The 389-nt window shown below is 42.2% G+C and carries 1 protein-coding gene and 1 pseudogene; both read right to left on the reverse strand.

The genetic code is table 11. From position 1 onward, the window contains the following. On the reverse strand, positions 1–193 hold a 193-nt coding region (locus tag M3204_RS23525), incomplete at its 3' end, for a helix-turn-helix domain-containing protein (protein WP_251489097.1). A 30-nt stretch (positions 194–223) separates the two neighbouring features. Beyond that, positions 224–389: pseudogene (locus tag M3204_RS23950) on the reverse strand (transposase); the annotation flags it as partial.

A 389-nucleotide genomic window follows, 5' to 3' on the forward strand; every position in this document is an offset into this window, starting at 1 on the left:
CTTCTTCCTTTTTCCTCCCACGCTTATCCCGAAGGGCTTCTTCGCCGCCATGCTCATACTTTTTAACCCATTGATATACTTGTTGGTAAGAGACCTGGTAGGTCTCAGCTGCCTTCTGATAATCCTTGCCGTTCTCAAGGCAATATAGCACAATCTCTTTCCGTTCATTTATGGTTGTGTTTCTTCTAGTCATAGTGTTTGTCCTTCCTTGGGAAGTGTCCTTTAATTCTCTATGACTATTATACTTTTTAATCCACTTGCGAAGGAGAGAAGTACTGGAAATTTCATATTTCCTCGTAACTTCCTGAATGGAGTAATCCCCGCTAAGATAGTCCTGAACTGCCGACAGCTTAAGTTCCTTCGAATATCTCTTCCAAGTAGAGGATTCG

The organism is Mesobacillus subterraneus (assembly GCF_023715485.1).
GTDB classification, from domain to species: Bacteria; Bacillota; Bacilli; order Bacillales; family Cytobacillaceae; genus Mesobacillus; species Mesobacillus subterraneus_B.